Source organism: Arthrobacter globiformis (assembly GCF_030817195.1).
GTDB lineage: Bacteria > Actinomycetota > Actinomycetes > Actinomycetales > Micrococcaceae > Arthrobacter > Arthrobacter globiformis_D.
This window is the reverse complement of the sequence record NZ_JAUSYZ010000001.1, coordinates 179256-205402: the sequence shown is the minus strand read 5'-3', so window position 1 is coordinate 205402 and position 26147 is coordinate 179256. Positions and strand designations below refer to the sequence as shown.

Sequence of the window (26147 nt, the reverse complement as noted above, 5' to 3'; positions counted from 1 at the left end):
GCTTCCATGATTGAGGCAGAAGGCCTGACAAAAGTCTACGGCGACAAAACCGCCGTCGGCGGCGTCAGTTTCACCGTCCAAGACGGCCAGGTCACCGGCTTTCTGGGACCCAACGGCGCCGGCAAGTCGACCACCATGCGCATGATCATGGGCCTGGACACCCCGACGGCGGGAACGGTCACCGTCAACGGTGTCCCGTTCGCCCGGCACACCGCACCGTTGCGCGAAATCGGGGCACTGCTGGACGCCAAGGCCGTCCACACGAGCCGCTCCGCGTACAACCATCTGCTGGCCATGGCCGCCACGCACAGCATCCCGCGGAAGCGGGTGCACGAGGTCATCGACATGACCGGTCTGGCGGACGTGGCCCGGAAAAAGGTCAAGGGGTTCTCCCTTGGCATGGGTCAGCGGCTGGGCATCGCGGCCGCGCTCCTGGGCGATCCGCAGACCATCATCCTGGACGAACCCGTCAACGGGCTCGATCCGGAAGGCGTGGTCTGGGTGCGGAACCTCGTGAAGTACCTGGCTTCCGAGGGGCGCACGGTGTTCCTCTCCAGCCACCTCATGAGTGAGATGGCCCTGACCGCCGACCATCTGATTGTGATCGGCCGCGGAAAGATCATTGCCGACGCACCCATCAAGGACATCATCACGGGCAAGGGCCAGAGCCGGACCCGGGTCCGCTCCGACCAGCCCGACCGGCTCATGCACGTTCTCGCCGGAACAGGTGTCTCGGTGGAGCTGCAGGACCATGAACTCCTCGAGGTCACGGGCCTGGACCCCCGGCAGATCGCCCGCAGCGCCCTGGACAACCACGTTCTGATCTACGAACTCACCCCGCTCCAGGCCAGCCTCGAAGAGGCCTACATGGAGCTGACCAAGGACGAGGTCGAATACCACTCGCTGATCACCACGGGAGCCCCGGTTCCCGCCCAGTCCGGAGGCAACTGACGCCATGAGCACATCGACTTCCACCCAGCCTGCCGCCGGTCCCGGCCGCGCGGCCACCCGCAACGCTGCAAACCCGGGACCGGGTCCAAGCTTCTTCCGGGTCCTGAACTCGGAATTCATCAAGTTCCGCACGCTCCTGTCCACACTGATCCTGCTTGTTTCGACGGCCGTCGTCATGGTTGGCTTCGGCGCCCTGTCCGCCTGGGGAACAGGCCAGTTCGCAGACCAGGCCAGCTCCGATCCCGAGGCGGCTGCGGCCATCGCGGCACAGGGCGGCGACCTCGCCGTCACCGTCCCCACCTCGGGCGTCGCCTTTGCACAGCTGATTCTGGGCTCACTGGGCGTCCTCCTCATGAGTTCGGAGTTCACCACCGGCATGGCCCGCTCGACGTTCGCGGCGGTGCCCAAGCGGCTCCCCGCGTTCATTGCCAAGCTCGTGGTGGTCATCCTCAGCGCCTTCGTCGTGACGGCCGTATCCACCTACATCGCCGGCCTGGTGGCGGTGCCGATCCTGGGCAACTTCGATCTCAAGCTCGACCTCGCCAGCTCGCAGTCGGTCAAGCTGCTCGTCGTCACCAGTGTGTACGTGGCAGCGGTGGCCGCAATCGGCATGGCACTCGGCACGATGCTGCGGAATTCAGCCGGCGGCATCATGGCCCTCGTTGGCCTGTTTTTTGTGGCTCCGATCGCGTTCCAGCTCATCCCCGGCGACTTCTTCGAGGAGGCGCGCAAGTACCTCCCCGGAAACACGATCAACCCGCTGACCGCCGTGGAGCACGTCCCGGACACGCTGGAGGTCTGGCAGGCGGCCCTGGTGCTGGGCGCCTGGGTGGTGGTGCCGGTGGTCCTGGCCATGGTCCTGCTGAAGAAACGGGACGTCTAGCCGCGCAGGTCCTGCCCATGATTGATGCTGTTTCCGTGAAGGACGCGCCAGCTACGCCGGCTGACGCGTCCTTCGCCGAGCTTGCTGCCCGACGGCGGGGCCTGCTCCGGCGCTACCTGCACCGGCGTCCGCGGGCCATGGATGCCGTGGTCGTCGCCTGCTATGCGGTGCTGGTGGCGCCCACCGTGATCGACGCCATTAATGCGGGCAGGTGGGCCGCGGTCGCGCTGCTCGCGGCCGTCGCGCTGTCCCTGTTCCTGCGGTGCCGGCACCCGGTGGCCGTGGTGGTATTCGTCGCGGCGGCCGAGGTTGGCGTCAGCCTGCTTCATCCGTGGGGATCCAACGTGTCAGCAGGGCTGTGGTTCTCGCTGTACGCGGTGGCTGTGGTCCACACGCGCCGCTTTGCCCTGGTCACGATGGCCGTGGCCACGGCACCACTGGCGCTGCTGTACTTCCTGGCCGCAGTGGGACCGCTGGAGCGGGAACTGCCCAGGCACGCCGCCTCGCCGGAGGAGTTCCAGCTGGTGACCACCATCGCGGCCGGCACCAGCATCGCGTTCTCCAACATCATCGCCACCGGAATCGGCATATCCGTCCGGCAGCGGCGGGAGCACGAGCAGGAAATCGCGGCATGGGCCGCGCAGGCCGCCCGCCTGGGCTCAGTCAACGAACGCAACAGGATCGCCCGCGAGATGCACGACGTCGTTGCCCACTCGCTGACCGTGATGGTCGCCCTGTCCGACGGGGCCGCCGTCGTGGTCCGCAGGGATCCGGAACGCGCCGCGGAGGTCCTTGCGGAACTGTCCAGAACCGGCCGCGCCGCCCTGGCGGACATGCGCCGGGTCCTCGGGGTCCTGCGGGATGACGCCCCAGCCGGCCAGGCGCCCCGTGAGCCGCTCGCGGACGGCGCCAGCCTCGGGAAGCTGCTGGACGGCTTCCGGACCGCAGGCCTTCCCGTCCACTACTCGCACACGGGTCCGGCGCTGCCGGAGGACGTGGCTCTCCAGCTGACCGTGTACCGGATCGTGCAGGAATCACTGACCAACGTGCTGCGCTACGGCCGCGCGCTGAGCCGGGTGGACGTGGTGGTGGTGCGCGACGATTCCACCGTCACCATTGAAGTGCTCGACGACGGCCGGGGCACCGTTGATGCCATCAGTTCCGGCGGGACAGGACAGGGCCTGGCCGGGATGAAGGAACGGGCCCGGATCTACGGCGGTACGGTGGAGGCAGGCCCGGCCGCCGGCGGCGGCTGGCGTGTGCGGGCGGTCCTGGCATTGAACGGCAGGATGCAGGATGGCGGACGCTGACCGGCAGGATGCGGGACGGCAACTCGGAGAACGGCAAATGGGGGAACAAATGAACGAATCCGGACGCCTCCGGGTCCTGCTGGCGGATGACCAGCCGCTGCTGCGGATGGGTTTCCGGCTCATTCTGGAGGGTGAGGACGGACTTGAGGTGGTGGGCGAGGCCTCCGATGGGGCCGACGCCGTCCGCCAGGTGGGCCACCTCGATCCCGACGTCGTGCTCATGGACGTCCGGATGCCTACGCTCGACGGGATCGAGGCCACCCGGGCCATCACCAGTTCAGGTTCGCGTGCCAGGATCATCATCCTGACCACTTTCGACCTGGACGAGTACGCCTTCGCCGGGCTTCAGGCCGGGGCCTCGGCCTTCCTGCTGAAGGATGTGGCACCCGCCGAACTGGTCCAGGCCGTGCGGGTGGTGGCGAGCGGGGACGCCGTGGTGGCGCCCCGGGTGACCCAGCGGCTTCTTGAGACGTACGTCCGCGGTGCCGGACCCGTTTCCGCGTTGGACGGTCCGGGCGCGGCGTCCCCGCCGGCCGCGGCACCTGTTCCCCGCGACCCGCTGCTGGAGGACCTCACTCCCCGCGAAACCGAGATGCTGGAAGCGATGTCCGAGGGGCTTTCCAATGCGGAGATCGCGCACCGCTATTTCCTGTCGGAGGCCACCGTGAAGACACATGTGCGGCGGATCCTGACCAAGCTGCACCTCCGTGACCGCGTCCAGGCCGTGGTGTACGCCTACGAAACCGGGCTGGTGACCCCGAGCAACCCGGACTACTGAACGGGCAATTGCTGAAACAGGCTCCACAGCTTCCACACAGCCGGGCCCTATGCAGGCCATAGCAGGCTGGAGTTGGATGGTGCCATGACGACTGCGCCACGCACACCCGACGGACACCAGCCCCGGCACGAGCCGCATCCCAACCATGACCGCGGGCTCGAGTTCGATCTGTCCACGCTGGTGTCCCGACGTTCGCTGGGAATGTTCCTCGGCGCCGGCACGGCGGCCGCGCTGGCGGCGTGCACGCCCGGCGGGTCATCATCGGCACCATCAGGATCGCCGTCGCCGTCGTCGGCTTCCGCTGCCGCAACCGCCACTGCTTCCGCCACCGCAACGACGACGGCGCCGTCCGCCTCGGCTACCTCGACTCCCACCGTCACCCGGGCGATCGCCGAATGCGGCGTCGAGATCCCGCAGGAGACGGCCGGGCCGTACCCTGGCGACGGCTCCAACGGACCGAACGTCCTGGAAGCCTCCGGTGTGGTCCGGCAGGACATCACCTCAAGCTTCGGCACGTCGACCACGACGGCGGACGGCGTACCTCTGACCGTCACGCTTACCCTGCTCGACAACGCCAATGGCTGCGTCCCGCTGACCGGCGCGGCCGTCTACGCCTGGCACTGCGACAAGGAGGGACGGTACTCGCTCTACGATTCGGGGCTGGAGAACGAGAACTTCCTGCGCGGCGTGCAGGAGGCGGACGCCAACGGCCAGGTCACCTTCAAGACCATCTACCCGGGCGCCTACAACGGCCGCTGGCCGCACATCCACTTTGAGGTGTTCGAGTCCATGAACAACGCCACGGCGGCTGGGCAGGTCCTTGCTGTCTCGCAGATAGCCATGACCGACGCCGCGTGCCGCGAGGTCTACGCCTCCACGGGCTACGAAACCAGCGCCCGGAATTTCCCCAACACCACGCTGCGGTCGGACAACGTGTTCGGCGAGGACGGCGGCATCTACCAGCTGGCCACCATGTCGGGATCCGTCTCCGGCGGCTACACGGCAGGGCTCAACGTCACTATCTAGGGCAACGCTAGACTCGGAGCCATGCCTCTCCATTCCTCCGCAGCAGAGCACATCCGGGACCTGGGCGACTACGTCAGCGCTTCGCCGTCGAGCTTTCACGCCGCCCACGAGGGCGCGCGGCGTCTGGCGGACGCCGGCTTCACCGGCCTGGACGAGCTGCAACCCTGGGAGGCCACGGCAGGCAAGTTCTACGTCGTCCGGGACGGTGCGCTCATCGGATGGGTCACGCCCAAAGGTGCCGGACCCACCACCGGCTTCAACATCCTGGGCGCCCACACGGACTCGCCGTCGTTTAAGCTCAAGCCCAAGCCGACCACGGGCCGTTTCGGATGGCTACAGGCGGGCGTGGAGGTCTACGGCGGTCCGCTGCTGAACTCGTGGCTGGACCGGGAACTGCAGCTGGCCGGGCGCCTCGTGATGCTCGACGGCACGCAGCACCTGACCGCCACCGGTCCGCTGCTGCGCTTTCCGCAGCTGGCCATCCACCTTGACCGGGCCGTGAATGATGGCCTCACCCTCGACAAACAGCAGCACATGAACCCGGTGTTCGGGCTTGGCGATCCTGGCGGGGAGGACCTGCTGGCGGTGCTGGCCGAACGGGTGTCCGGCGAGGGCACGCCTGCTGACGGCACGCCTCTTGATCCGGCCCGGATCGGCGGGTACGACGTCGTCATCGCGGACACGCAGCCGCCTGCGGTTTTCGGGGTCAGGAGTGAGTTCTTCGCCTCCGGGCGGCTGGACAACCTGTCCGCCACGCACGCCGGGATCACGGCGCTGATCGCGCACGCTGACGCTTCCGACGGCGGCCCGGAGGCTTCCGGGGGAACCGCACCGATTGCGGTGCTCGCCGCCTTCGATCACGAAGAAATCGGTTCGGCGTCCCGGTCCGGGGCGTCCGGACCGGTCCTGGAAGACATTCTGGTCCGGATCTCGGACGGGCTGGGCGCCTCGGCGAGCCAGCGGCGGCAGGCGTTCGCGGCGTCGTTCTGTGTTTCTGCCGACGCCGGCCACGCCGTCCACCCCAACTATGCCGAACGGCACGACCCCGTCAACCGTCCCGTCCTCAACGGCGGACCGCTGCTCAAGATTAACGCCAACCAGCGGTACGCCACCGACGCCGCCGGGGCTGCACTCTGGGCGCGGCTGTGCGGCGAGGCCGGGGTTCCCTTCCAGGAGTTTGTCTCCAACAACGTGATGCCGTGCGGTTCCACGATCGGCCCGCTGACGGCCACCCGGCTGGGCATCAGGACCGTGGACGTGGGTGTCCCGCTCCTGTCGATGCACTCGGCAAGGGAGCTCTGCGGCGTGGAGGATCCGCACCGCCTTGCCCGTGTGACGGAGCTGTTCTTTGGAGCCGCAGCGCACGCCTAGGGCGTAGATGACAGATTTCCACCCTGTTACAAAAGTGCCCTGGAGGAAACCTTTGTTGCTCTCTTGGGTGTCCGGTTGGAAATACGCCTGTTTTCGAGTGCCCTAAACTGTGTCTTTGCACAGCCCGGACCTGCCCCGGGCTCCCTTAGTGTGAAACGCACAGTGTGGTCCCCGGCACAGACTCTGCCGCCCGGCCACCGCCCCAAAACCTGCAATCAAAACGAGGATGGCGCAGCCATGCACGCTGACCAACAACTGTCGAAATCCCTAAAACCCCGGCACCTGTCGATGATCGCCATTGCGGGCGTCATCGGCGCCGGCCTGTTCGTCGGCTCCGGCGCGGCCATCCAGCAGGCCGGTCCCGGCATCCTGCTGGCCTACATGGCCGCAGGCATCGTGGTCATTTTGGTCATGCGGATGCTTGGCGAGATGGCGGCCGCGAACCCCGAAACGGGTTCCTTCTCCACCTACGCGGACAAGGCGCTGGGCCGCTGGGCGGGCTTCAGTATCGGCTGGCTCTATGCGTGGTTCTGGATCATCGTCCTGGGCATCGAGGCGACCGCCGGCGCGGCCATCATGCACCGCTGGGTGCCCGGCATCGACCAGTGGGTCTGGGCGCTGGTGCTCATGGTCCTGCTCACGCTGACCAACCTCGGCTCGGTGAAGTCCTACGGGGAGTTCGAGTTCTGGTTCGCCTCCATCAAGGTCACGGCCATCATCCTGTTCCTCCTCTTCGGTGTGGCGGCGATCCTCGGCCTGGTTCCGGGCGTCCCGGCGCCTGGCCTGAGCAACCTGACGGGCAACGGCGGCTTTCTCCCCAACGGCCCGGGAGCCGTCCTGGCCGGAATCCTCGTGGTGGTCTTCGCGTTCTTCGGGGCCGAGATCGCCACCATCGCAGCCGGTGAATCCGAAAACCCTGTTGAAGCGGTCAAGAAGGCCGTGAAGTCCACCGTCTGGCGCATCCTCGTCTTCTACATCGGCTCCATCGCGATTGTTGTCACGCTGCTGCCCTGGAACTCCGCCAACGTTGCCAAGAGCCCCTACGTCGCGGTCATTGAACTCTTTGGTATCCCCGGCGCGGGCACCATCATGGACGTCGTGGTGCTGACCTCGGTGCTCTCCTGCCTGAACTCGGGCCTCTACACGGCCAGCCGCATGCTGTTCTCGCTCTCGCAGCGCGGGGATGCCCCGAAGTCCTGGACCCGCATCTCCAAGCGCGGGGTGCCCGCCGCAGCAGTGCTTGCATCCACCGTGGTCGGCTTCATCACCGTGGGACTGAACTACATCGCCCCGGACACGGTTTTCCTGTTCCTGGTGAACACCTCCGGGGCCATCGCGCTCTTTGTCTGGCTGGTCATTGCAGCGTCGCAGCTGGTGCTGCGCCGCCGGATGGGGGCGGCGGCCAAGGACCTGACGCTGAAGATGTGGTTCTTCCCCTACCTCACCTGGCTGGCCATCGGCAGCATCGTGGCGCTCATCATCGGCATGGTCATCCTGGATACCACCCGCGAGTCGCTCCTGCTCTCCGTTGCTCTGGCCGTCGTGGTGGTCGGCATCGGTGTGTGGCGCTACCGCAAGGGCGGCCCGGGCCGGGCTGAGGTGCAGGCCACCTCCGAAACGTCCCCCGAAACCGCGGAGGCACGCGTGGGGTCCGGCCCGGCGTCGTAGTCCGGCTCCGCATCTCTTGGAACCACCTTTTCTGAACCATCTGCCCGGTTGGCCGTTACGGCCTGACCGGGCAGATGGTTTTCCATTGGGCGGTCAGCCCTGCCTTGGGGCGAACATGATGACGGCGACGCCAACGAGGCAGACTGTGGCCCCGATGAGGTCCCAGCGGTCGGGCCGGAACCCGTCAAGAAGCATGCCCCAGGCCAGGGAACCGACAATGAACACCCCGCCATACGCCGCCAGGACACGGCCAAAGTGCGCGTCCGGCTGGAAAGCGGCCACGAAGCCGTAAAGCCCCAGCGCCACAATGCCGAGTCCGGCCCACCACCACGCCTTGTCCTCCCGCACGGCCTGCCAGATCAGCCAGGCTCCGCCGATCTCCGCCACGGCAGCCAGGGTGAAGAGGAACACGGATTTCAGAATCGTCATGGCTCCAGTATTCCCGGCCGGAGTTGTCCACAGCCGGGCCATATGACTGGCGCCGGCGCCGGATTCCCCCTAGATTCACAGCATCAGTGAGAGTCCGACAGAAATCTGGGGAAAATGTCGCAACAACCACCTGTTTCCACGCCTGCCGTGCCCGATCTTCCGGCGCATCAACCTGGAACACCTCCCGGCCCGCAAACGGGCAATTCATTCTTCGATTTCCGCCTGCTTTGGACCGGCGCTGCCGCTGCGGTTGCCTCCTACGTCGCGGTGTACACGTTCAGCCTCGCAACCGTGGTCCTGTCACTCGCCGGCATTGCCGCCAGCCAGGGCAACCAGATACCCGCACTGGGCGGAGCAATTGCCGCGGAGCAGGCACCGGACGGCTGGTCCCAGCTGGGCCAATTGGCCGCCCAACTGGTGGCCATGGCGCATTTGGGCAGCGCGGGTACCGCCGTGTCAGGTGTGGTGCCCTTTCTTGGGTCTGTCCGGGGTGAGGGCCACATTTATGCGGTCCCGTTGTCGGTGCTGCTGGTCAGCGCTGTGGGCATCTGTCTGGCCAGCCGCTTGGCAGAACTGCGGTTTCCTTCCGCCGGCCGTCCGCAGCTCCTGCTTCAGTCCGCAGTCAGCGGCGCGGTTTTCGCGCTGCTGGTCAACGGTGTGGCCGCAGCCGCTGCCGTCCGGTTTCCCGGCGGAGGCGGATTCAGCGTCGATCCCATTTCAGCAGCCGGCGGATGGTCAGTCGTTGTGGCCTTCCTTCTTGCTGCCGGGCTGTCTGCGCTGTCCCGGAACGCTACATATTCGCGGCGCGCGGCGTACGGTGGTGCATCACTGCTGCGCGGCAGACTGAACCTGCCGCTGGCCGTCATCGCTGTACACGCGGCAGTGTTTTCGGTCATCGCCGTCCCGGCGGCGTGGATCACTGCCGCCGTCTCCGGCGGCTGGGCGGCCCTGTTATCCGGTCCGCTGCTGATGGGCAACGCGGCGGGTTATGGCCTTGTGGCCGGCCATCTCGGAGGCCTCCACGTGCTGTCAGAGACGACGCAGATTTTCGCGGCGCAGCAGAACCCGAACGAGGACCAGACCATTTACGGCTTCGGTGCTGACGCAGCCGGCACGGACCTCGCTGGCGCTGCGTGGGCGGCGCTGGCACTGGCCTTGGTGTGCACGGTTATTTCCGGCCTTTGCGTTCTGCTGCGCAGGGGACAGGTCCCAAACGGTGACTTCCGGTCATGGGTGCCCGTTCCCGCCGGATTCTTCTTTCTGGGACTGCTGCTGCTGCCTCTCCTGACCGTCCGCGCCGACTTTGACGCGCCGGGACTCGCTGCCGGGCAATATGTCCTGGCACCGGCGTGGTGGTCGCCGGCCGTCTTCCTCGGCTGGGGGCTGCTGGTCGAAGTTTCGGCACGCTTCCTGGCGCCCTACGTGGTGCCGGTGGTGCCGGCCCGGCTGCAGCGGCTGGTCCGTGTCCTCCCTGCAAGGCCTCAGGGCTATCCGGGCACCGTCTATCCCGGCCCGGCAGCAGGCGGCGGGGTTGCGAATCAGCCGACTGGGGAAAGCCAACCGGGTGTAGCCGGTCCCGCAACCGCACCCGCTGGACGGCAGCTTACGGCTAAGGGCAGGAAGCGCCTGCTGGTGACGGCCGTCGTCGTCGGTGTGGTCATGGTGCTGGCCGTCGGGTCGGTGGTGACGGTCAATGCGGTCAAACCCGGCCCGGACCAGCCTGTGAAGGACTACGCCCAGGCACTCGTGGACGGCGATGCGCGCAAGGCCCTGGAAATACTGGATCCCGACGTGCCCAACGAGGAGCGGTCCCTCCTGACGAATGAGGTTCTCGGCGCCGCAGCCAACCGCATCGACGGCTTCTCGATTATTTCCACCAAGGTTTCCGGTGAGTCTGCGCAGGTCCGTGCTGAACTGAGGCAGGGCGGGCGCAAGTACGAGCAGACGTTCGCCCTCGTCAAGAACCGGCCCGAGCTTTTGGACGACCACTGGAAACTTGAGGCGTTCCCTCTTCAGCATGTCATCATCTCCGCCGATGCTCCCCTGGCTGCCGTCTCGGTCAACGGAATAACTGTCACCGCGGGTCAAAATGAGGCCACTGCTTTTGGCACAAACATCAGTCTCCCGGCGTTTCCCGGATCCTACTCGGTAGGACTTCCCGACAGCGAGAAGTACCTCTCGGTCGAGGACCAGCAGGTGATGGTCTCGGCCGGGGCGCTCCTGCAGGCGCCCGAAATGGCCAGGCTTACCGTCAAGGCGTCGGATGCGCTGGTGGCGGAAACGTCCCGGCAGGTAGCCGCCGCGCTGGACGCGTGCGAGAAATCCACCGACATCGAACCGGAGGGTTGCCCGTTCTCAGGGTTTGCCTTCGACGATGTCCGGAACGTGAAGTGGTCGGTCACCGCCGACGCCGACTACGGGCTTACCCGGTCGTTTGATGGCACTTGGCGGCTCAGCGGAGGCAAGGCCGGCGGGGCCACGGTGAGCTACGAGCGGAATGCCTCCTTCAGCAAGGCGAATCCCGAGTGGGAGAAGGAGACGGACAAGGTCCAGTTCTATGTCAGGGGCAACGTGTCGGTCGAGTCGGGCAAGGTGCTGGTGACCCTGTCCAGGTTCTGATGCCGCGGCTTTCTGCGCGGTTTTCCACATAGGCGGCCCGCCGCTTCCGGCCCTCCATCGGGGCCAGTAGCCTTGGAGCTGTCCGAATCGCGGAATTCCGCCGCGATGCACTAAGATAGTGAAGTCTGTGCTGCGCCCTGGTCCATTTTTGGACGCGGGCCTGCACGGCATCGCAAATGAACCTCCTGTTACGGAAATACCGTAACCGCTTAGCCCAAAGGAGGTGGGTTCACATATGCGTCCTTACGAATTGATGGTAATCATCGACCCCGAGGTCGAAGAGCGTACCGTAGAGCCGTCGCTTCAGAAGTTCCTGAACGTCATCACCAACGATGGTGGAACCATCGAAAAGGTTGACATCTGGGGCCGTCGCCGTCTGGCTTACGACATCAAGAAGAAGTCCGAAGGTATCTACGCCGTGGTGAACTTCACCGCGACGCCGGCTACCGCCAAGGAACTTGACCGCCAGCTGGGTCTCAACGAGACCATCATGCGCACCAAGATCATCCGCCCCGAAGAGCAGAAGGTTGTTGCTGAGTAATTTCAGCTCACAATTTTCATTCTTTACACCGCAGGAACGAACAAGGAGGCAGTAGATGGCAGGCGAAACCACTATTACGGTCATCGGTAATCTCACCAATGACCCCGAACTGAGGTTCACACCGTCAGGTTCGGCAGTAGCGAACTTCACCATCGCGTCCACGCCTCGCACCTTCGACCGCCAGTCCAATGAGTGGAAGGACGGGGAGACCCTGTTCCTCCGCGCTTCAGTCTGGCGCGAGGCAGCAGAGAACGTTGCCGAGTCCCTCACCAAGGGCACCCGCGTGATTGTTTCCGGCCGCCTGAAGAGCCGTTCCTACGAAACAAAAGAAGGCGAGAAGCGCACCGTTATCGAGCTCGAAGTCGATGAAATCGGCCCGAGCCTGCGTTACGCCAATGCCAAAGTCAACCGCACCCAGCGCTCCGGCGGGCAGGGCGGTTTCGGCGGCGGCAACAGCGGCGGTTTCGGTGGCGGTGGATTCGGTGGCGGCCAGGGTGGAAACCAGGGCGGCAACACCGGAGGAAACTGGGGCGGCAACCAGCCCGCAGCAGCGCAGGATGACCCATGGGCCACGCCCGGAGTCAGCAATGCGGGCGGCGGCTGGGGCAACGGCCCGGATTCCGAACCTCCCTTCTAAACAACAAAACAAAGGCCCGGCGCGGCATCTGCCATGGCGTTCCATGCGGAGCGTTTTGTGCATGCCGCGATCGGACCACCACCATCCCGTGGATCACGATTCACGGGCTCCCTAGAATAGGAGCTCCACGATGGCTAAGGCTGAACTCCGTAAGCCCAAACCAAAGTCCAACCCCTTGAAGGCCGCTGACATCACTGTCATCGACTACAAGGACGTAGCATTGCTGCGCAAGTTCATCTCCGACCGCGGAAAGATCCGCGCCCGTCGCGTCACTGGCGTCACGGTGCAGGAGCAGCGCAAGATCGCCCAGGCAATCAAGAACGCCCGCGAAGTTGCTCTGCTGCCCTACTCCGGCGCTGGCCGGGGCTAAGGAAAGGGATTAACTAACATGGCAAAGCTCATTCTGACCCACGAAGTAACCGGTCTCGGTGCTGCTGGCGACGTTGTCGAGGTCAAGGACGGTTACGCACGTAACTTCCTGCTGCCCCGCGGTTTCGCTCTGACCTGGTCCAAGGGTGGCGAGAAGCAGGTTGAGTCCATCAAGGCTGCCCGCGTTGCCCGCGAGCACGCTTCCCTGGAAGACGCTCAGAAGCAGGCCGCTGCACTCTCCGCCAAGCCGGTCAAGCTCGTTGTCAAGGCTGGCGAGACCGGACGCCTGTTCGGCACCGTCAAGCAGGGCGACGTGGCCGACGCTGTTGAGGCCGCTGGCCTCGGCCGCATCGACAAGCGCAAGGTTGAACTGCCGGCACACATCAAGTCGGTTGGTTCCTACCAGGCCAACGTCCGTCTGCACGACGACGTTGCCGCTGTGATCGAACTCGACGTAGTCGCAGGCAAGTAGTAGATCCGGCATCTGCCGGTTTACTCCGCAGTCCTGAACTGCTGACGGCCCCCGCCGTCGGATTCCCCAGGGAAAGCCGACGGCGGGGGCTTCGTCGTTCCTGCGGCTCTCGTCCGGCTGCTATTGGCTGTGCAGTACTGTGGTCCCATAGCGGTAGCCGATGCTGGTCAGCTCGGCCAGAACGCCTTCGTCGACGTCGGCCAGCTTGTTGATGTAAAGGCAGCCGGCACCTGTCTTGTGCTTTCCCAGACACTTGAGGAGCGCAGCCGACTCCGGCGCATTCGTTAGCCCATACAGTGACAGGCTGGCTTTGCGGGGAGAAAACCCCACCGCTTCGGTGTCCCCTTCGTCCACGGGGCAGCGGAATAAACGCGAGCCCTCCCGGGTTGAGCGAGTAGATGCAAATGCATGTACAGAGCCAACCAGAGGAGACCGCCATGGAGACCCGCCGCATTACCGTTCTGTCCGCCGGCCTGGGAGTGCCGTCGTCGACCCGCCTGCTTGCCGACCAGCTGGCCGCCGCCGCCACGCGTGAGCTGACGGCCGCCGGCTACGAGGTGACCATGGACGTTGTGGAACTCCGTGAACTGGCCGTGGACATCGCCAACAACTTCGTCACGGGCTTTGCCCCGCCCCGGCTGGCAGAGGTGATCGCCGCCGTGGAGGCCTCCGACGGCATCATCGCGGTCTCACCGGTGTTCAGTGCCTCCTACAGCGGGCTGTTCAAGTCCTTCATTGACGTGCTCGATCCCAAGTCCCTGGACGGCAAGGCTGCCCTCCTGGGTGCCACCGGCGGAACGGACCGCCACCAGATGGTGCTCGACCACGCCATGCGCCCCCTGTTCAGCTACCTGCGCACGCGGACGGCCGCCACGGCCGTCTTCGCCGGCCCCCAGGACTGGGGAAGCACGGACGACGGCGGAACCCCCCTTTCGGTGCGGATCGAACGGGCGGCCACAGAGTTCAGCAGCCTCCTGGAAGGGGACCAACCGGGCCGCAAGCCGGCCCTGCTGGAGTCGCTGCCCTTTGAACAGCTGCTGGCCGGGATCTCGGCGGGGGGTAACGCGAACTAATCGCAGTACCCGCTCGTTGTGCCGGGCATGAAATGTCCCATTGATTCTTCAGACCTGGTAATGAGCGAACGCAGCGGCGTGGAAATCGACTACTGCCCGCAGTGCCGGGGTGTGTGGCTGGACCGCGGCGAACTGGACAAGGTCATCGACCGGGTCAACGCGGGGGCTCCGGCGGCACCTCCGGCGCCCGTTCTCCCTACTCCGGCCTCACCCGCGCCCGGCATGGTTCCTCCGCCGCTGTACCGCAACGTCGAACCGCGGCGTGACCAGCCGCGCTACGACGACCGCAGCTACGGCAAGGGATACGACCGCGACCATGACCGCCGCCGCCACAAGAAGAAGGAAGGCTGGCTGGGGGACCTGTTCGACTTCTAGGTGGCTGCGGCCACCCGGCCTCAGCTAGTCATCCAGCAGCTAGTCATCCAGCAGGGCGATGAATTCGCGGGCCTGCTTCATGGTGATGTCCGAGTGCCGGGTCAGCGCGGTGGCGGCTGCTTCGACGTTGCCGCTCTTGGCGAGCGTGCGGATGCGGCCGTAGATCTCGTCATTGAGCATGTTGCTGCTGACTTCCCGGGTGACATCGCCTTTGCTGGCAATGGCCCGGTACCTGTACGGGAACCGCTGCGGTGGCTCGTCGTCGTCTTCGGGTTCGCTGGGTTCCTGGGCCGGTGAGCGGAAAGGCTGCGGATGGGCTGCCAGCGCGGCCACCGCGTCCCGCGATGCGCGCAAGCCCTGTCCTGACACCTCGTAGTACAGCTTGATCGCCGCCATGGCCTGGCCCTGGGCAATGAGCGCATACAGGCGCCTGTGTTCGTCCTCGGACAGCTTTGCTGCGGCTTCCCTTGCGAGCTCCGCGGATTCCGCCGGCGGTTTGGCCGGCTCCGTGACCGTGCGCCGGCGGCGGCTGAACGCACGTGCCCCGAGGGCCACGGCGGCAGCCACGGCCACGAGGATCAGGAAGGGGATCAGGAGCGATTCCATGGTTACAGCCGATCTACATATTGCTTGGCGGTCAAAAGGTTTGAATGGGTGGCCTGGCGCAAAAGCCTGATGGCCTGGAGCTTCTGCCCGTTGCGCACCAATGTCTGCAGCTCCAGCGCCAGCTGCGGGTTCAGCATTGTCCCTGGCCCAAGTGCCGCAGGGTGCTGGTTCTGCTGCTGGATCTGCTGCTGCCGGTTCTGGCTGGGCAGGGCTGCCGCCTCTATGCGTGCCCGGGCCGCCATGGCCGCCTGAACCTGGGCTGCGTAGTGGGCCTGGGAACGCCGGGCCAGATCCAGCTGGTAGCGGTCCGCGTCGGACATGCCCCCATCCCGCGGCTTCAATGCCGTAGCGAGAGCCCAGAGGGCTGCGGCGAGGACAAGGGCAGGAACCAAGACTGTCAGAACGTCGCCCATACCTAGAGCTTAACGCCAGATCCGTGTTATCCACAGCATATGCCCGGCTGCGCATAATGCTGCCCTCCGGTGATCGCCCCCGATTGGAAGATTCGTCCAGAGGGCATGCATGTGTGGACGGCCCCGTCATATGCCGGTGATCCGCATCACAAAGTGGGAATGCAGGTGGCGAAAACGCCCTCCTGGGGCGAACTTACCGGCCGGTATCCCCAGCAGGCGGTTAAGGCTGTGGATGAAGGTTGGCGAAAAATTTAAATTTGTCCACAGGAGAATCTGGATGTTTCCGCAGCTCAGGCCGCATATATGCCGATAAGAAAATTACTATCCACAGCTTCCCCCACAGGCTGTGCACAAGCAGCAGTCTGTTGTGCACACCTTATCCACAGAGGTGCGAAACGGCCGGCTTTGTGAGTGGGCAGCCGGGCGCTAACGTAGCGGAGACACCCCATTCGGGTGAGTTTTCCCTGCCGGCCTGAAGACCGGAGCCGGTGAACAGCCGGGCTTCGGGAGATTTCGTGCTGCCCTGTGGAAAACCTGTGGATGAGGCGTCGCCGGGGTTCAACGGCCTGGACCGAAAAATGTCAGGGCCTGCTGGTGTAGTTGCATTAGCCCGGGCAGCAGATCCTTGCTGCGCGGCCCACCCACGGCACACGGCACACGCGCCGCAGTCCTCCTGTACGGACTGTGGACACAATGGAGGACGGCAGCTTTGTCAGTTACGCACCTGGACTCAATCGAAGGTACCCGCGAATCCGAAGGCAGCCGTAAACCTCCCCAGGATATCCCCGCCGAACAGTCCGTCCTGGGCGGCATGATGCTTTCCAAGGACGCCATTGCGGACGTGGTTGAGATCCTACGTGGGCAGGACTTCTACCGCCCTGCCCACGAAACCATCTATGAGGCCGTCATCGACCTCTATGGCCGCGGAGAACCCGCGGATGCCGTCACCGTGTCCGACGAGCTGACCAAGCGCGGCGAGATCAACCGGATCGGCGGACCGGCCTACCTCCATGAGCTCATTCAGACGGTACCCACGGCCGCGAACGCAGGCTACTACGCCGAGATTGTGGCCGAGCGCGCCGTGCTCCGGCGGCTGGTCAATGCCGGCACCAAGATCGTGCAGCTCGGGTACGGGCAGGACGGCGAAGTCGAAGACCTGGTCAACCAGGCCCAGGCGGAGGTCTACGCGGTCGCCGAGCGCCGCACGGCGGAAGACTACGTCGTCCTGAAGGACGTCATGGAGTCCACGGTGGATGAGATCGAAGCCTCCGGCCACCGCGGCGAGGGCATGGTGGGCGTTCCCACCGGCTTCTACGAGCTGGACGAGCTGACGCACGGGCTGCATCCGGGCCAGATGATCGTCATTGCCGCCCGGCCCGCCGTGGGTAAGTCCACCTTCGCGCTGGACTTTGCCCGCTCGGCTGCCATCAAGAACAACCTCAGCACGGTGATGTTCTCGCTGGAAATGGGGCGCAACGAGATCGCCATGCGCCTCCTGTCGGCCGAGGCCACCATCGGCCTTCAGGACCTTCGCAAGGGCACCATCAAGGATGAGCAGTGGTCCAAGATTGCCACCACCATGGGGCGCATGAATGATGCCCCGCTGTTCATTGATGACAGCCCCAACATGTCCCTCATGGAGATCCGGGCCAAGTGCCGCCGCCTCAAGCAGCAGCACGACCTCAAACTCGTGATCCTTGACTACCTGCAGCTCATGAGTTCGGGCAAGAAGGTGGAGTCCCGCCAGCAGGAAGTCTCCGAGTTCTCCCGTGCGCTGAAGCTGCTCGCGAAGGAACTCCAGGTCCCCGTCATCGCGCTGTCGCAGCTGAACCGTGGTTCTGAACAGCGCCAGGACAAGCGCCCCATGGTCTCGGACCTGCGTGAATCCGGATCCATCGAGCAGGACGCCGACATGGTGATTCTGCTGCACCGCGAGGACGTCTATGACAAGGAGTCCCCGCGGGCCGGCGAGGCAGACATCCTCGTGGCCAAACACCGTAACGGCCCCACCAAGGACATCGTGGTCGCCTTCCAGGGCCATTACTCGCGGTTCGCCAACATGGCTGGGGATGCCGGCGGAGGCGGCGGCTTCTAGGCTGCGGCGGCTCCGGCCTGCCCTCCGCGGGGGCAGTGTCCGAGGGGGGCAGCGCAGGCTGCCGGTGCTAGTGCCGTTGCGACTGCAGCAGATGGTTGGGCAGCCTGTTCCCCGGGGCTGCTGCCCGGATTTCCAGGAGCTCCCGAGCGTGGGCATGAAGCCGCTTGTCCTCCTCGGACACGGGGGTCCATGCAGGGATGGGGACCGAGGTGCCCTCGGCGTCGCGGGCGACCATCACGGTGAGGCAGTAGGTGGTCAGGTTCATTTCACGGCCCTTGGGGTCCCCGGACCGGACATGTACGGCAACGTGCATGCCCTTGGTGCCCGTGTAGACCAGCCGTGCCTCCACCTCCACCACGTGGCCAATCAGCAGCGGCCGGTAGAAGCGCACGCCGCCGGAGAAGACTGCCACCGTGTCCCGGCCGCAGTAGCGTGAGGCGCAAACATACGCGGCTTCGTCGATCCATTTCATGACGATGCCGCCATGGACTTTTCCGCCCCAGTTCACGTCGGTGGGCGCTGCCATGAACCGCAGGACGACGCGCTCGGCGGTGCCGGCATCTGTATATTCCTGGGCGCTCATGGCTTCGACGATCTGCTCGCGGATCTCGATCCGTGCCAGGGCGTGGTCCCGCTGTTCCAGTTCCTCCGCCGTTACCGGCTCGAACTGCTTAACCGGGACGGGTTTTCCGTCCTCGCCAACCGCCACAAAGATCACCATGCACTGGCTGCGCATGGTGGCCGGCCCGCCCTTGGGGTCCCCGGAAGAAACCACCGTCCGGATATGCATGGAGGAGCGTCCGGTGTAGACGATGGTGGCCGTGACCTCAACCATGTCGCCAATGTTCACCGGGTCGGCAAAGTGGATGTTCCCCACGTAGGCGGTGACGCAGTAGGACTTGGCCCAGCCGACGGCGGCCGCATATGCCGCCTTGTCCACCCACTCGAGCACCGTGCCGGCGTCGACGGATCCGCTGTGGCCCACGTCCATGGGGGCGGCAAGGAAGCGAAGGGTTACTGAGTTGGCAGCAGTCTTGCTCATGGTCGCAGTTTACTGACCGCCGTCCTTGAGTCTGATCCGGGCCTTCACAAACGTGCTCATCGACGCCATGAGGCGCCCAGGCCCTGAATCCTGCGTCATGCAAGAACCGGAATGGTCGAAGCGTTAATAATAATGATTATCATTAGTGTCATGTTGACGAGACGATTCAGTTTTCCTGCCGCGACCACCATGCGCCGCCGCTCAGAGGGCCCATTCGCAAGGGTGTCCAAAAAGCCATTCGTGGCGTCCCTCAAAGGGCCGCTCGCAGCGCCGGTGGCCGCCGCCTGCGGAGCTGTCCTGCTGCTGTCAGGCTGCGCCGCCGGCCCCGCGCAGAGTGCCGCCGAAAGCTCTGCCAGTCCCTCCCCGCTTGAGGGGACCGCAGAACCGACCGAGCTTCGCGCCCCTGAGCCGCGCCTGGTCTTCACCTACGCTGGCGGTGTCGGAGTGCTGGACGCGGCAACCCTTAAGCCCGCGGGGGACGTTGCAATGGAGGGCTACAACCGCATCAGCCCTGCGGGGGACGGCCGCCACGTCCTGGTGGCGGCGGGCGACTCGTTCCGCGTTCTCGATGCCGGCACCTGGACCGAGCAGCATGGCGACCATGGCCATTCCTATGCCGCCCAGCCAGCACTGACGGATCACGCGTTCGGGGCTAGCAAGCCGGGCCATGTGGTGCGGCACGCGGGCAGGACCGTCCTCTTCAGTGATGGGTCCGGCAAGGTGGAGTCCTTTGAATCGGCCGCCCTCGGAGCCCTGGCGGATGACGGGCTTCCGGAGACGGCGACCTACACCGCGCCCGAAGCCCACCACGGCGTGGCTGTGGAACTGGATGACGGCAAGCTGCTGGTGACAGTGGGGGACGAGAATGCCCGCAGCGCCGTGGCCCTCCTGGGGCAGGCCGCAGGCCAGGACCGCAAGGAGATCCTCCGGAGCCCGAACTGCCCTGGCGTCCACGGTGAGGCGGTGGCTGGCGAAAGTACCGTGATCTTCGGATGCGAGGACGGGATGCTGATATTCAAGGACGGCAAGTTCGCCAAGGTCTCCAGCCCGGACGCCTATGGCAGGATGGGCAACCAGGCCGGCTCGCCGGCGTCGCCTGTGGTGCTGGGCGACTACAAGGTGGACAAGGAAGCGGTACCGGAGCGGCCCACCAGGATTTCACTAGTGAACACCGACACAAAGGTTCTGAAGCTGGTGGAACTAGGGACCAGCTATTCCTTCCGGTCGCTGGGACGCGGGCCGGCCGGGAAGGCGCTGGTCCTCGGCACCGACGGCGCGCTGCATGTTCTCAACCCGCTGACCGGCGCCACCGAGTCCACGATTCCCGTCGTGCCGGCCTGGCAGGAGCCCGAGGCGTGGCAGGACCCGCGGCCCACCTTGTACGTCCAGGGCTCCATGGCCTACGTAACCGAACCGGCCACGCGGAAACTGCACGCCGTTGACCTGAAGGCGGGAAAGATCGTCCGCACAGCAACGCTGGCCCACACGCCGGATGAACTGACGGGCGTCACTGGCTGAACAACAGACATCAATACCGGCTGAGCTGACAGCAACCGGCCGAAACCACGGAAAGACATTAAACGACCGCGGCCGCCCGCCTGGCGCTTTGGTGCCAGGCGGGCGGCCGCCGTCGTTGTTTCCTGGACAGTCACCGCCCTGGAGCGGTGCAGCATAGCCGGGAATTGTTACGCGAGAACCTTGAGCTTTGAATCGCTGCGGCCGAACAGGGCTGCGTCCGCCGAGATGCGGCCGGCTCCGGCAAGGGCGATGGCCGCTGCCCCGGCTGCAAGCAGGAGAACCAGCTCGTAGCCGCCGTTGGCCACGAAAACTCCGGCCGAAGCGTGAACCAGGAAGAGGGCGCCAAGCATGTCCAGGGCGAGCAGGGCGGCGAAGACGCGGGTCAGCACGCCGAGGATGAGGGCGATGCCGCCCACCAGTTCCAGCGTGGCGACGATCGGGGCGGCGACCTCAGCGGCCGGGACCCCCATCTTGGCGAAGGATGCCTGCGTGCCGGCGATGGTGAATTCGTTGAACTTCTGCCAGCCGTGCGCGGCGAAGAGGAATCCCGCGATCACTCGCAGGATCGTCAGGGCTGTGGTGGTCTGGGTGGGCTGGTTCATGGAGATTCTCACCGTTCGGATCGATTGGGAATTTGTCTCTTTTGCGCATGCGGTCCGGAGCGCGTCGGGTGATGCTTCTCTTCCACTCTCGCGGAATTTTGTTGAAGTGTCAACTAATGTGTCGTGGTTATCTTTTCTGCGGCAGCTAGGCTGAACCCGTGCCCCAATCGCCCTCCGCCGCTATTTCCACCCCAATGCCTGAGAGCCACGGCCGTGAAATCCTCCGGCTTGCCGTTCCCGCCTTTGGCGCGCTGATCGCCGAACCGCTCTTTCTGCTTGCCGATTCGGCCATCGTGGGGCACCTTGGCGTGGCCCAGCTGGCCGGCGTCGGACTGGCCTCGGCGGTGCTGCACACCGCGGTGGGGCTGATGGTTTTCCTGGCCTACTCCACCACTCCTGCCGTGGCGCGGGCGGTAGGGGACGGCCAGCTGGGCAGGGCGCTGGCCGCCGGGCGCGACGGCGTCTGGCTCGCCCTGCTGCTCGGGACCGCGCTGGCGCTGGCAGGGTTCCTCGCCGCGGAGCCGCTGATCGGGCTCATGGGGCCGAGCCCGGAGATCCGCACGTTCGCCGTGGACTATCTGCGCTGGTCCATGCCCGGGCTGGTCGCGATGCTGCTCATCTTCGCCGGCACGGGCGTGCTGAGGGGACTGCAGGACACCCGCACCCCGTTAGTAGTGGCAACGGCGGGATTCGCGCTGAACATCGTGCTGAACCTGGTGCTGGTTTACGGACTCGGGCTGTCCGTGGTTGGATCTGCAATGGGAACCAGCATCGCGCAGTGGGCCATGGCCGCGGTGTATCTGTTGATGGTGCAGCGCAACGCCCGTCATCAGGGCGTCAGCCTGCTTCCCGACTGGCATGGGATCCGGGCCATGACCAAGGTGGGCTCGTGGCTGATGCTGCGGACCCTGAGCCTGCGCACCGCCATCCTCGCCACCGTCCTCGTGGTGACGGCCCAGGGAGCCGTGAACCTGGCCGCACACCAGCTGGCCATGACGGTCTTCACGTTCCTCGCCTTCGCACTGGACGCCCTGGCCATCGCCGCGCAGGCGCTGATCGGCAAGGAGCTGGGCGCCTCCAACCCCGGCAAAGCCCGGATCCTGACCCGGACCATGATCCGCTGGGGCACCGGCTTCGGTGTGGCCACCGGCGTGCTGCTCGCTCTGGCAGCCCCGTTCACCGGCGCCCTCTTCACGCCCGACACCGGCGTCCAGTCGGTGCTGACCGCGGCCTTGTGGGTTCTGGCCGCGAGCCAGCCGCTCGCCGGATACGTGTTCGTCCTCGACGGGGTGCTGATCGGGGCCGGCGACGCGAAGTATCTGGCGATTGCCGGCGTCGTAAATCTCGCGGTGTACCTTCCGCTGCTGCTGGCGGTGCCGCTGGCCGGGGCCGACGGCGCGGCGGCCCTGGTTTGGGTGTGGGTGGCCTTTTCGCTGGGCTACATGTGCGCCCGGGCCGTGACCCTGGGACTGCGGGCCAGGACGGACCGCTGGATGGTGCTCGGCTCCTAGCCTGCGGCCCGGATTCGCGGGCACAGGCCGGCGCACTAAACTGGAACCGTGACTTCCCCCGTTAACCCTGCTGAATCCGACGTGCCTGCCCCCTCGGCGGAGCTGTGGAAACCCGCCCTGCTGCGGGCTGCCGCCGCGCTGGCGTTCGGCGCCGTGACTGTGTTCTGGGCGGCCCCTTCCGTGGCCGGAATGTCGCTGACGGGCGGAGCGTATCTGCTGGCCACCGGCCTGATCCTGCTGTGGGGCATTCCGCTGACCGGCTTCCGGCGGGAAGCGCCTGCCGGACGCCTGCTCTCTGCTGCGGGCGCGGCCCTGACCGGTGCCGGAGTGGCCCTGCTGTTCCTGCAGGGCAGCCTGGTCTTCGCCGTGATTGGCGCCGTGGGGCTGGCAGTGGCGTCGGCGGCCGAGCTGTGGCTGGGCATTAAGTTGCGCGGACGGCATGTCCTGGCCCGCGACTGGCTGGCCTCCGGAGTCATCGGGCTGGGCACGGCCGGCACCCTGCCGTTCTTTGCGGGCCTTGGTCCCCATGCGCTGCTGGGGGTTGCCGGCGGCGGGGCCATAATCTCGGGTGTGCTCTGGATCCTGGCAGGTCTCTCGCTCCGGCACGATGCGCGGGCGGACGCGTCAAAGGCCGTAAACTAGTACCAAGGCTTCTACTCGTTGTAGAACAGCCTTCGACACCCAGTACCCCTTCAGGACCAGCACACATCACAGCGGGCAGGCCGCATCGCGCCGCCCGCACGGGAGGAATCACCTTGGCACACCAGAAACCAGGAGAACCGCGCAACCTGCGGACCTCGGTGAAGGGACCCCTGATGTTCTCCGCCTTCTGGGCTGTGGTGGCATTCTTCGCAGTGCTGATTTTTGCTTCCGGCGGCAGCGCCCGGTCGCCGCGGTTCGACCTGGCCTTCACCGCCGCCGGCATCGCCTTCATTGTCACCCTCGTCATCGCCGCGATGCTGTCCATGAGCTACAAGGACAACGCCGCGCACCTGGGTAAAGGCTCCGGCGTGAACCTGAGCTCGGCCCGGAAGCCCTCGCAGGGACACGGCGGCCATGGGACTTCAGGAACCCAAAACGGGGGAACCCAGCGCCGGCCGGATGCCCCGGGTGCTGCGGGTTCGGCGGGAACCGGCGAATCCGGGCCCGACGCCGGAACCTCCTAACGCCCGACGGCCAGTCTTCGCCGGCCCCTGATTACTCTCCGCCGGCGCTGATTACTCTCCACTGGCGCGGCGCGCCCGGTACGCCGCCACGTGCGCGCGGTTGGCGCAGTTTCCGGTGTCGCAGTACCGCTTGGACCGGTTCCGGCTGAGGTCGAGCACCGCCGCGTCGCAGTCATCGGCCGCGCACACGAGCATGCGGTCCATCTCCTTGCTGCGGATCACGTCCACCAGCGCCATGGCTGCTTCGGTGCCCATCCTGTCCGCCAGCGGGGCATCGTGCGTGGTGGCGTGCAGGTGCCAGTCCCACTGGTCGTGCTTGAGGAGCTGGGGGAGTGCCTGGGCCTCGCGCAGGAGCCTGTTCACGCCAGCAACGGCCGTATCCTCATCCGCTGTCCACAGGGCTGCCAGTTCCGTCCGCAGTGCGTGGATGCTGGACAGCTCGGCGGCGTCGTGGGTGCGGAAACCGGTAAAGCCCTCCTGCCTCAGGAACTCGTCCAGATCTTCCACCGTGGCCAGGTTTTCCGCGCCGTTGGCGGCCGAGTTGATGAGGTTCACCACGAAGCGCAGCGCGAGTTCCGTGTCAGGGGCAAAGACCATCTTGACTCCTTACAATGCGGGGCATAGTGTCAGGACCAATACCCCACTTTACTCCTGACGGGAGGCATCCGTGCCCGCATCGAACAACCGCGCCAAAACGGCGCTAACTTCAACGGCTCCCGCTTCGGTGGTGGCGCCGGCCCCAGTGCCGGCCCAGGCTCCCGCCCGCGCTCAGGACGCCGCCCCCGCCCGGGCGGCCACGGCCAAAGCCTCCGGCTTCCTGGCGTCAGGACTGGGTGTCGCCCTCTTTTCCTCTGCGATCTTCGGGCTTTCGGGCTCGTTCGCCAAGGCACTGCTGGAAACCGGCTGGACGCCCGGGGCAGCCGTGACTGCCCGGCTGACCGGGGCCGCGCTTATCCTCGCAATCCCCGCGGTTCCGGCGCTCCGGGGCCGGTGGCACCAGCTGCGGTCGAACTGGCTAACCATCGTCCTGTTTGGCCTGATCGGCGTCGCAGGCTGCCAGCTGTTCTACTTCAACGCCGTGGCCCGGCTGTCTGTTGGCGTGGCACTGCTGCTCGAATACCTCGGCCCGGTATTGATCGTGCTGTGGCTCTGGGCGGCAAGCCGGAAGCGGCCGCGCCCCCTCACCATCGCCGGGACGTTGCTGTCCTTGGGCGGGCTGGTCCTCGTCCTCGACCTCACCGGCGCAGTGCAGGTCGACGCCGTCGGCGTGCTTTGGGGCCTTGCCGCGGCTGTCTGCCTTGCTATCTACTTCTTCCTCACGGCCAAGGAGAACGACACCCTGCCGCCCATCGTCCTGGCGTCCGGCGGACTTCTGATGGGTGCCGGTGTCATGTGGCTGGCGGCGGCCACCGGCCTCCTGCCCATGGCCATGAGCACGGCCGATACCAAACTCGGCCCATGGACCACGCCGTGGTGGGTTCCGCTGGGCGGTCTCGTGGTTCTTGCAACCGTCCTGGCCTACGTCTCCGGGATCATGGCTGCACGCGCACTCGGCACCAAGGTGGCCTCGTTCGTCTCCCTCACCGAGGTGCTGTTTGCCGTGATCTGGGCCTGGCTGCTGCTTGGCGAACTGCCCGGCGCCATCCAGCTCGCGGGCGGAATGCTGATCGTGGGCGGCGTGCTGTGCGTCCGGCTGGATGAGCTCCGGAAAGCCAAACCTGGGGCCCCGGCAGCGGTGACTGGACCGCTCGACCACGCGAACGACGTCGAACCCGTCCCGTAACTCTTCAGTAAGGGACCAGTCTTCAGTGATGTCCAATCCTCAGTGACGGACCGCTTAAATGCCGGAGGGCCGGACGCATGGTGCGTCCGGCCCTCCGGCGCGTTCCCGGTTTAGCGGGAGGCTTCCTCCTGCTGGGAAGCGTTGCGGCTGGCCTGCTTGCCGGCCTCGTCCAGTGCCTGCGCCACCTTGGCAAGGGCTGCTGCGTGCTGGCCGTGCCACTCGCTGCGGAACTTGTCAGCGTCCGGGCCCTTCCAGTCGGTGCCCTCGAGCACCTTGGTCAGCAGGGACTTCTGCTTCTCGATTTCGTTTGAACCAGCCTGAAGCTTGGTGCCCAAGTTCTTCAGCTGCGCAATGTCTGCACCCCAAATAGCCATTAGATATCTCCTTTAATCAACGGACCCGATCCAGTCGGCATCCCCAGCGGCCTCCGGCTCGTCCGGAAGATCCATTGCCTAAAAACTATCCTCCGGCCCAAAAGTGTGTCGATGGGCAGCGCTCCCCATGGAGTCCTCCCCATAGGCAGAAGCCCCGCCAGAAGCGGGCCCGGAAGGGTCGATCCTCGGCGTTCCAGAGCCTAGCATGGGGGTATGTGCCGGAATATCCGTACCCTCCACAACTACGAACCCCACGCGACGTCCGAGGAGGTACACGCCGCGGCGCTGCAGTACGTCCGCAAAATCAGCGGCAGCACCACGCCCTCCAAGGCCAATGAGGAGGCGTTCGAGCGTGCCGTGCACGAGATAGCGCACGTGACCCAGCATCTGCTCGAATCCCTTGTGACGCACGCTCCCGCCAAGGACCGCGACGAGGAAGCGGCCAAGGCGAAGGCACGGGCGGCCGTCCGCTTCGGAACGGCCTAGGGTCTGGTGCCCGCCGGCGCAAGTAAGTGCCCGCCGGCCCAAGTGAGTA

General features: G+C 65.9%; 29 protein-coding genes. 21 read left to right on the top strand and 8 right to left on the bottom strand.

Annotated features, from left to right (window positions below):
• Positions 1-6 precede the first annotated feature (6 nt).
• The 7 genes from QF036_RS01010 (at position 7) to QF036_RS00980 (ending at position 7987) form a co-directional block, all read left to right on the top strand.
• A complete protein-coding gene (locus tag QF036_RS01010) occupies positions 7-951 on the top strand; it encodes an ABC transporter ATP-binding protein (protein ID WP_307098411.1) in 945 nt (314 codons plus the stop codon).
• 4 nt (positions 952-955) lie between these two features.
• The gene (locus tag QF036_RS01005) at positions 956-1834 is read left to right on the top strand and encodes an ABC transporter permease subunit (protein ID WP_307098409.1); all 879 of its coding nucleotides are present in this window, start codon (positions 956-958) and stop codon (positions 1832-1834) included.
• Between the two features lie 17 nt (positions 1835-1851).
• The gene (locus tag QF036_RS01000; protein ID WP_307098408.1) at positions 1852-3144 is read left to right on the top strand and encodes a sensor histidine kinase; all 1293 of its coding nucleotides are present in this window, start codon (positions 1852-1854) and stop codon (positions 3142-3144) included.
• Positions 3145-3193: 49 nt separating this feature from the next.
• Complete coding sequence (locus tag QF036_RS00995) at positions 3194-3922, top strand: response regulator (RefSeq protein ID WP_307098406.1); 729 nt, start codon at positions 3194-3196, stop codon at positions 3920-3922.
• An 84-nt stretch (positions 3923-4006) separates the two neighbouring features.
• Positions 4007-4948 carry an intradiol ring-cleavage dioxygenase gene (locus QF036_RS00990; RefSeq protein ID WP_307098404.1) on the top strand — a complete coding sequence of 314 codons (942 nt, stop codon included), beginning with the start codon at positions 4007-4009 and terminating at the stop codon, positions 4946-4948.
• A gap of 21 nt (positions 4949-4969) precedes the next feature.
• Positions 4970-6319, top strand: a complete 1350-nt coding sequence (locus tag QF036_RS00985) for a M18 family aminopeptidase (RefSeq protein ID WP_307098402.1) — start codon at positions 4970-4972, stop codon at positions 6317-6319.
• 237 nt (positions 6320-6556) lie between these two features.
• Positions 6557-7987: an amino acid permease gene (locus QF036_RS00980; RefSeq protein ID WP_307098400.1), complete on the top strand. Its 1431-nt coding sequence runs from the start codon at positions 6557-6559 to the stop codon at positions 7985-7987.
• 93 nt (positions 7988-8080) lie between these two features.
• Here the strand turns inward: QF036_RS00980 and QF036_RS00975 are convergent, their stop codons facing one another.
• Positions 8081-8416 carry a YnfA family protein gene (locus QF036_RS00975; RefSeq protein WP_307098398.1) on the bottom strand — a complete coding sequence of 112 codons (336 nt, stop codon included), beginning with the start codon at positions 8414-8416 and terminating at the stop codon, positions 8081-8083.
• Positions 8417-8530: 114 nt separating this feature from the next.
• Here QF036_RS00975 and QF036_RS00970 point away from each other — a divergent pair, with 114 nt between their 5' ends.
• From QF036_RS00970 to rplI, 5 genes are all read left to right on the top strand, one after another.
• Entirely contained in the window at positions 8531-11035 is a 2505-nt protein-coding gene (locus QF036_RS00970) for a hypothetical protein (RefSeq protein WP_307098396.1), read from the top strand.
• A 235-nt stretch (positions 11036-11270) separates the two neighbouring features.
• Entirely contained in the window at positions 11271-11576 is a 306-nt protein-coding gene (rpsF, locus tag QF036_RS00965; RefSeq protein ID WP_003800148.1) for a 30S ribosomal protein S6, read from the top strand.
• A 55-nt stretch (positions 11577-11631) separates the two neighbouring features.
• Positions 11632-12213 (top strand): single-stranded DNA-binding protein, encoded by a 582-nt coding sequence (locus tag QF036_RS00960; RefSeq protein WP_003800146.1) that lies wholly within the window; start codon positions 11632-11634, stop codon positions 12211-12213.
• Between the two features lie 130 nt (positions 12214-12343).
• Positions 12344-12583, top strand: coding sequence for a 30S ribosomal protein S18 (gene rpsR / locus QF036_RS00955; protein ID WP_003800144.1), 240 nt, complete (start codon positions 12344-12346; stop codon positions 12581-12583).
• A gap of 18 nt (positions 12584-12601) precedes the next feature.
• Positions 12602-13054, top strand: coding sequence for a 50S ribosomal protein L9 (rplI, locus tag QF036_RS00950; protein ID WP_011693939.1), 453 nt, complete (start codon positions 12602-12604; stop codon positions 13052-13054).
• A gap of 120 nt (positions 13055-13174) precedes the next feature.
• Here rplI and QF036_RS00945 read toward each other — a convergent pair whose 3' ends face one another.
• Positions 13175-13408, bottom strand: a complete 234-nt coding sequence (locus tag QF036_RS00945) for a DUF1801 domain-containing protein (protein WP_307098394.1) — start codon at positions 13406-13408, stop codon at positions 13175-13177.
• Between the two features lie 83 nt (positions 13409-13491).
• On the opposite strand from QF036_RS00945, the gene QF036_RS00940 reads away from it, so the two are divergent.
• Both QF036_RS00940 and QF036_RS00935 read left to right on the top strand, forming a co-directional pair.
• Positions 13492-14127, top strand: coding sequence for an FMN reductase (locus tag QF036_RS00940; protein WP_307098392.1), 636 nt, complete (start codon positions 13492-13494; stop codon positions 14125-14127).
• A 27-nt stretch (positions 14128-14154) separates the two neighbouring features.
• Positions 14155-14502, top strand: a complete 348-nt coding sequence (locus tag QF036_RS00935; protein ID WP_307098391.1) for a TFIIB-type zinc ribbon-containing protein — start codon at positions 14155-14157, stop codon at positions 14500-14502.
• A 39-nt stretch (positions 14503-14541) separates the two neighbouring features.
• Here QF036_RS00935 and QF036_RS00930 read toward each other — a convergent pair whose 3' ends face one another.
• Entirely contained in the window at positions 14542-15108 is a 567-nt protein-coding gene (locus QF036_RS00930; RefSeq protein ID WP_307098389.1) for a hypothetical protein, read from the bottom strand.
• 2 nt (positions 15109-15110) lie between these two features.
• Entirely contained in the window at positions 15111-15521 is a 411-nt protein-coding gene (locus QF036_RS00925) for a hypothetical protein (RefSeq protein ID WP_307098388.1), read from the bottom strand.
• A 709-nt stretch (positions 15522-16230) separates the two neighbouring features.
• On the opposite strand from QF036_RS00925, the gene dnaB reads away from it, so the two are divergent.
• The gene (dnaB, locus tag QF036_RS00920; RefSeq protein WP_003800110.1) at positions 16231-17616 is read left to right on the top strand and encodes a replicative DNA helicase; all 1386 of its coding nucleotides are present in this window, start codon (positions 16231-16233) and stop codon (positions 17614-17616) included.
• A gap of 67 nt (positions 17617-17683) precedes the next feature.
• Here dnaB and QF036_RS00915 read toward each other — a convergent pair whose 3' ends face one another.
• Positions 17684-18658, bottom strand: a complete 975-nt coding sequence (locus QF036_RS00915) for an acyl-CoA thioesterase (protein ID WP_307098386.1) — start codon at positions 18656-18658, stop codon at positions 17684-17686.
• A gap of 240 nt (positions 18659-18898) precedes the next feature.
• Here QF036_RS00915 and aztD point away from each other — a divergent pair, with 240 nt between their 5' ends.
• The gene (gene aztD / locus QF036_RS00910) at positions 18899-20176 is read left to right on the top strand and encodes a zinc metallochaperone AztD (RefSeq protein WP_307098384.1); all 1278 of its coding nucleotides are present in this window, start codon (positions 18899-18901) and stop codon (positions 20174-20176) included.
• Between the two features lie 167 nt (positions 20177-20343).
• Here the strand turns inward: aztD and QF036_RS00905 are convergent, their stop codons facing one another.
• A complete protein-coding gene (locus QF036_RS00905; RefSeq protein ID WP_307098382.1) occupies positions 20344-20778 on the bottom strand; it encodes a DoxX family protein in 435 nt (144 codons plus the stop codon).
• A 194-nt stretch (positions 20779-20972) separates the two neighbouring features.
• Between QF036_RS00905 and QF036_RS00900 the strand changes: the two genes are divergently transcribed.
• From QF036_RS00900 to QF036_RS00890, 3 genes are all read left to right on the top strand, one after another.
• A complete protein-coding gene (locus QF036_RS00900; protein WP_307105716.1) occupies positions 20973-22289 on the top strand; it encodes an MATE family efflux transporter in 1317 nt (438 codons plus the stop codon).
• 48 nt (positions 22290-22337) lie between these two features.
• Positions 22338-22931 (top strand): hypothetical protein, encoded by a 594-nt coding sequence (locus QF036_RS00895; RefSeq protein WP_307098380.1) that lies wholly within the window; start codon positions 22338-22340, stop codon positions 22929-22931.
• A 113-nt stretch (positions 22932-23044) separates the two neighbouring features.
• Entirely contained in the window at positions 23045-23455 is a 411-nt protein-coding gene (locus QF036_RS00890) for a hypothetical protein (protein WP_307098378.1), read from the top strand.
• Positions 23456-23506: 51 nt separating this feature from the next.
• On the opposite strand, the gene QF036_RS00885 is transcribed toward QF036_RS00890, so the two are convergent.
• Entirely contained in the window at positions 23507-24052 is a 546-nt protein-coding gene (locus QF036_RS00885) for a CGNR zinc finger domain-containing protein (protein WP_307098376.1), read from the bottom strand.
• A 130-nt stretch (positions 24053-24182) separates the two neighbouring features.
• Here QF036_RS00885 and QF036_RS00880 point away from each other — a divergent pair, with 130 nt between their 5' ends.
• A complete protein-coding gene (locus tag QF036_RS00880) occupies positions 24183-25238 on the top strand; it encodes an EamA family transporter (protein WP_373460241.1) in 1056 nt (351 codons plus the stop codon).
• Between the two features lie 110 nt (positions 25239-25348).
• On the opposite strand, the gene QF036_RS00875 is transcribed toward QF036_RS00880, so the two are convergent.
• Positions 25349-25612 (bottom strand): hypothetical protein, encoded by a 264-nt coding sequence (locus tag QF036_RS00875; RefSeq protein ID WP_307098374.1) that lies wholly within the window; start codon positions 25610-25612, stop codon positions 25349-25351.
• A 213-nt stretch (positions 25613-25825) separates the two neighbouring features.
• On the opposite strand from QF036_RS00875, the gene QF036_RS00870 reads away from it, so the two are divergent.
• Positions 25826-26098, top strand: a complete 273-nt coding sequence (locus QF036_RS00870) for a DUF2277 domain-containing protein (protein ID WP_307098372.1) — start codon at positions 25826-25828, stop codon at positions 26096-26098.
• The last annotated feature ends 49 nt before the right edge of the window (positions 26099-26147 follow it).